Source organism: Phenylobacterium sp., assembly GCF_037138395.1.
Taxonomy (GTDB): Bacteria; Pseudomonadota; Alphaproteobacteria; order Caulobacterales; family Caulobacteraceae; genus Phenylobacterium.
On the sequence record NZ_JBAXIM010000185.1, the window covers coordinates 1 to 4,438 of the forward strand.

3 protein-coding genes are annotated in these 4,438 nt (G+C 68.8%); 1 reads left to right on the forward strand and 2 read right to left on the reverse strand.

All coding sequences use genetic code 11. The annotated features are described in order from the left end of the window. Positions 1 to 31 precede the first annotated feature (31 nt). The gene (locus WCJ52_RS11805; RefSeq protein ID WP_336903505.1) at positions 32 to 2,215 is read right to left on the reverse strand and encodes a S9 family peptidase; all 2,184 of its coding nucleotides are present in this window, start codon (positions 2,213 to 2,215) and stop codon (positions 32 to 34) included. Between the two features lie 64 nt (positions 2,216 to 2,279). Further along, positions 2,280 to 2,729, reverse strand: coding sequence for a MaoC family dehydratase (locus WCJ52_RS11810; RefSeq protein ID WP_336903506.1), 450 nt, complete (start codon positions 2,727 to 2,729; stop codon positions 2,280 to 2,282). A gap of 124 nt (positions 2,730 to 2,853) precedes the next feature. Here WCJ52_RS11810 and WCJ52_RS11815 point away from each other — a divergent pair, with 124 nt between their 5' ends. Beyond that, the gene (locus WCJ52_RS11815) at positions 2,854 to 4,413 is read left to right on the forward strand and encodes an aminoacyl--tRNA ligase-related protein (RefSeq protein WP_336903507.1); all 1,560 of its coding nucleotides are present in this window, start codon (positions 2,854 to 2,856) and stop codon (positions 4,411 to 4,413) included. Positions 4,414 to 4,438: the final 25 nt, after the last annotated feature.

Below are 4,438 nucleotides of genomic sequence, written 5' to 3' on the forward strand. Positions count from 1 at the left end.
TGGATGTCCCGCAGGAGGGCCTCGGGGAGGGTCATGGCCCGGCGGCGTCCCCGCCCACAGCCCAGAGGGCGAAGGCGTATTCGAGAGCCGTTTCCTTGAGGTCATCGAACCGGCCCGCCGCGCCAGCGTGGCCGGCCTCCATGTTCATCCTCAGCAGAATCGGTCGCCCGCTCGTAGATGCCGGACGCAGGCGCGCCACCCACTTGGCAGGCTCCCAGTAGGTGACCCGGGGGTCTGAGAGGCCCCCTGTCGCCAGGATGGCGGGATAGGGGCGGGGTGCGATGTTGTCGTAGGGGCTGTAGGCGGCGATCTGGTCGTAGGCCTCAGGGTCGGTCAGGGGGTTGCCCCACTCCGGCCATTCGGGGGGGGTCAAGGGCAGGGAGGCATCGCTCATGGTGTTGAGCACGTCCACGAAGGGTACGGCAGCGATGATCCCGGAGAACAGGTCCGGGCGCAGGTTGGCGACCCCGCCCATGAGAAGTCCGCCCGCCGAGCCGCCACAGGCTACAGTCGTGGCTGGCCGACCATAGCCCTGCCGCTGGAGGTGCTCGGCGCAGGCGATGAAGTCGATGAAGGAGTTCATCTTGCGCTCGCGGCGCCCCTCCAGGAACCAGCCCCGGCCCTTCTCTGAGCCCCCGCGCACGCAGGCCCGAGCCCAGATCCAGCCCCGGTCCACCAGGCTGAGGGCCCGGATCGAGAAACTGGCCTCCTGGCTGATCCCGTAGCTGCCATAGCCATAGAGGAAGAGGGGTGCCGAGCCGTCGAGCTTCTGACCCTTGCGCATCAGGACGAAGACCGGGACCTCGGTCCCGTCCGCCGCCCGCGCATCGAGGCGACGGGTCTCGTAGCGGGAGGGATCGTGCCCGGAGGGGATCTCCTGGGTCTTCACCACCGTCCGGGTCCGCTTCGCCATGTCGTAGTCCACCCAACTGCGGGGCGAGGTCATGGAGTTGTAGACGAAGCGCAGGACGTCGGTGTCGTACTCAAGCCCCGTATCGAGATCGAGGGCGAAGGCCGGCTCGTCGAAGGCGATGGCGTGTTCGGCGCCGTCCTCGCCCCGGATGACGATCCGGTTCAGGGCGTCGGCCTTCTCCAGCCGCACCAGCCAGCGGCGGAAGGCCAGGGTTCCCTCGATGAGGACCCCCGGGCGATGGGCGATGAGGTCCTTCCAGCTGGCGCGGCCCGGCGAGGCCTCCGGCGCGGAGACCAGCTTGAAGTCCACGGCGCCGTCGGCGTTGGTCCGGATGATGAAGCGGTCGTTCCAGTGCTCGACATCGTAGAGGACGCTGTCGCGGCGCGCCTCCAGGGGAACCGGCGTGGCGGTGGGTCGGTCAGCCGGGATGAGGAGGACCTCACTGGTCTCCTGGTTGCCGCAGGAGATCAGGATGAAGCGGTCCGAGGCGCTGCGGTGGACCCCGATGAAGAAGCCCTCGTCGGCCTCGGTGTAGACGAGGACGTCGTCGGCGGCGGTTCCCCGGACGGGACGGCGGTAGATCCGCGCCGGGCGGCCATTGTCGTCCCGCCATGTCCAGAAGAGCCAGGCGCTGTCTGGCGAGAAGGTGAAGTCACCCGTTGAGCTCTCGACCGGCGAGGGCAGGACCTTGCCGGTGGCCAGGTCGCGGATGAAGATCCGGTAGACCTCCGAGCCCTGTTCATCCGCCGCCCAGGCGAACAGGCGGTGGTCGGGCGAATGTCCGGCGGCGCCGACGCTGAAGAAGGCCTTGCCCGTCGCCTCGGCCTCCTCGTCCAGCAGGACCTCCTCGGTCCCGCCGCTTCGTTGACGACGGACATGCGCCGGGTGCTGGGCGCCGGTGGCGTAGCGGGTGAAATAGACGAAGGGTCCGTCGGGCTCAGGCGCTGAGGCGTCGTCCTCGCGGATCCGCCCCTTCATTTCCCTGAAGAGGGTGTCCTGGAGCCCCTCCGTCGGAGCCAGGACCGCCCGCATGTAGGCGTTCTCGGCTTCGAGGTACCCGCGGATCTCGGGCTTCAGGACGGACGGATCCCTCAGGACCTTTTGCCAGTCCTCGGCCTTCATCCAGGCGTACTCGTCCGTCCGGGTGCGGCCCAGCTGGACGACGGTGCGCGCCTCACGGCGGGGCGAGGGCGGTCTGGGAAGGGTGTCGGAAGCCATGTGGCGGGGTGTCCCTGGCTGGGCCCTGGCGGAGGCGGAGAGCGCCAGTGCGGCGGCGCCCGTCAGCCAGGCTCTCCGGCTCACGTCAGGCCTCCCGCCGCCAGGAAGGGGCGCCGGAGCGGCGCAGGGCCGCCCCGGCGGATGGGCCTCAGCCCGCGAACAGGATCGACATGGTCTCGGCCACGCAGGCGGGCTTGGCCTCACCTTCGATCTCGATGGTGCATTCATTGCGGATCTGCACGCCGCCGGCCTTGGCTTCGACGCCGATCAGCTTCTGGCGCATGCGCACGCGCTTGCCGACCCGGACCATGTTGATGAAGCGGACCTTGTCGGAGCCATAGTTGATGCCGCGGCTGACGCCCTTGACCGGCAGCATGCCGGCGCCCAGGAAGGGGATCAGGGAAAGGGTCAGGTAGCCATGGGCGATGGGGCCGCCCATTTCCCGGGTGGCGCGCTCGACGTCCACGTGGATCCACTGGTGGTCGCCGGTGGCTTCGGCGAACTGGTTGACCCGCTCCTGGCTGATTTCCACCCAGTCCGAGACGCCGACTTCCTGACCGACAAGACCGGGCAGGTCCTTGATTTCCACGGGGTTCATGTCGCGCTCCCTCAAATTGTTGCAATCCCGCCGCTAGCGATAGCATCCGCCGCCGACCGTGCAAGCGGGCTTTGCCCCAAGGCCGGGTCCGCCGTAAGGAAGGTCGCCCTGCAGGAGGCCCCCGATGCAACGCGCGCTCAGCGTCAGCCGCATGACCGGCAATACGTCCACCTTCCCCGACTGGTATCAGGCGGTCGTCCGCGACGCCGACCTGGCCGAGGTCTCGCCGACCCGCGGTGCCATGATCATCAAGCCCTGGGGCTACGGCGTCTGGGAGCGAATCCAGCAGACCCTCGACCGGCGGATCAAGGAGACCGGCCACGAGAACTGCTATTTCCCCCTCTTCATTCCCCTGTCCTTCTTTGCCAAGGAGGCCCAGCACGTCGAAGGCTTCGCCAAGGAGATGGCGGTGGTCACCCACCATCGGCTGAAGTCGGTGGATGGCAAGCTGGTGCCCGACCCGGACGCCCGGTTGGAAGAGCCCCTGGTCGTCAGGCCGACCTCTGAGACCATCATTGGCGATGCCTTTTCGCGCTGGATCAAGAGCCACCGGGACCTGCCGGTCCTGATCAACCAGTGGGCCAATGTGGTCCGCTGGGAGATGCGTACGCGCCTGTTCCTGCGCACCTCGGAATTCCTCTGGCAGGAGGGCCACACCGCCCACGCCACGGCCGAGGAGGGTCGCGAGGAGACCCTGAAGATGCTGGAGGTCTATCGGGAGTTCTCCGAGACCGTCCTGGCCATGCCGGTGGTCGCCGGCGAGAAGCCCGAGAACGAGCGCTTCCCCGGCGCCGACAAGACCTTCTCCATCGAGGCCATGATGCAGGACGGCAAGGCCCTGCAGGCGGGTACCTCGCACGACCTGGGAACCCACTTCGCGGAGGCCCAGAACATCCGCTTCCAGAATTCGGCGGGCGAGTTGGTCCACTGCCACACGACCAGCTGGGGGGTTTCTACCCGGCTGATCGGCGGGGTGATCATGACCCACGGCGACGACGACGGCCTGCGCCTGCCTCCGGCCATCGCCCCCCGCCAGGTGGTGATCGTGCCCATGCTGCGCGACAAGCCCGAGGACGCCGAGGTCCTGGCGGCGGGCGAGGCCCTGGTGAAGGCCCTGGGCCAGGTCACGGCCCTGGGCGAGCCCGTCCGGGCCCTCCTCGACACCAAGGCGCAGAAGTCGGCCGAGAAGCGTTGGAACTGGGTGCGCCGCGGCGCACCGGTGATCATTGAGCTGGGTCCCCGCGACGTGGCCGGCGGGACCATCAGCTTCATGCGCCGGGACCGCCTGCGCGACGGCGACAAGGTGGCCAGCCAGTCCATGAGCCGCGAGGACTTCCTTGCCGGCCTGCCGGCTCTGCTCGCCGAGATCCAGCAGGGGCTCTTCGACGAGGCCAAGGCGCGGCTCGAGTCCAACATCCGGACCGACATCACCAACTTTGCGGACATGGCCGCCTTCTTCGGGGCCGCCGCCGCTGACGACGAGGAGGCGACCGCCTTCCGCGGCTGGGTGCGCGCGCCCTGGGCGCGGCCCACCGGTGATGAGCTGGCGGCCATCGAGCAGAAGCTGAAGGCCCTGCGCCTGACCCTGCGCAACGCCCCCATGGACCAGCCGGCGACCTTCGGCCCCTGCCTCTTCACGGGGCGGCCGGGCGTGGAGGAGATCCTGATCGGCCGGGCCTACTAGGCGCGAGGCTACGGCGCCTCAGCTG

Excerpts from the sequence above, each read along its gene's own strand:
- WCJ52_RS11810 (WP_336903506.1), bottom strand. The coding sequence starts at position 2,729 with ATGAACCCCGTGGAAATCAAGGACCTGCCCGGTCTTGTCGGTCAGGAA.
- WCJ52_RS11815 (WP_336903507.1), top strand. The coding sequence starts at position 2,854 with ATGCAACGCGCGCTCAGCGTCAGCCGCATGACCGGCAATACGTCCACC.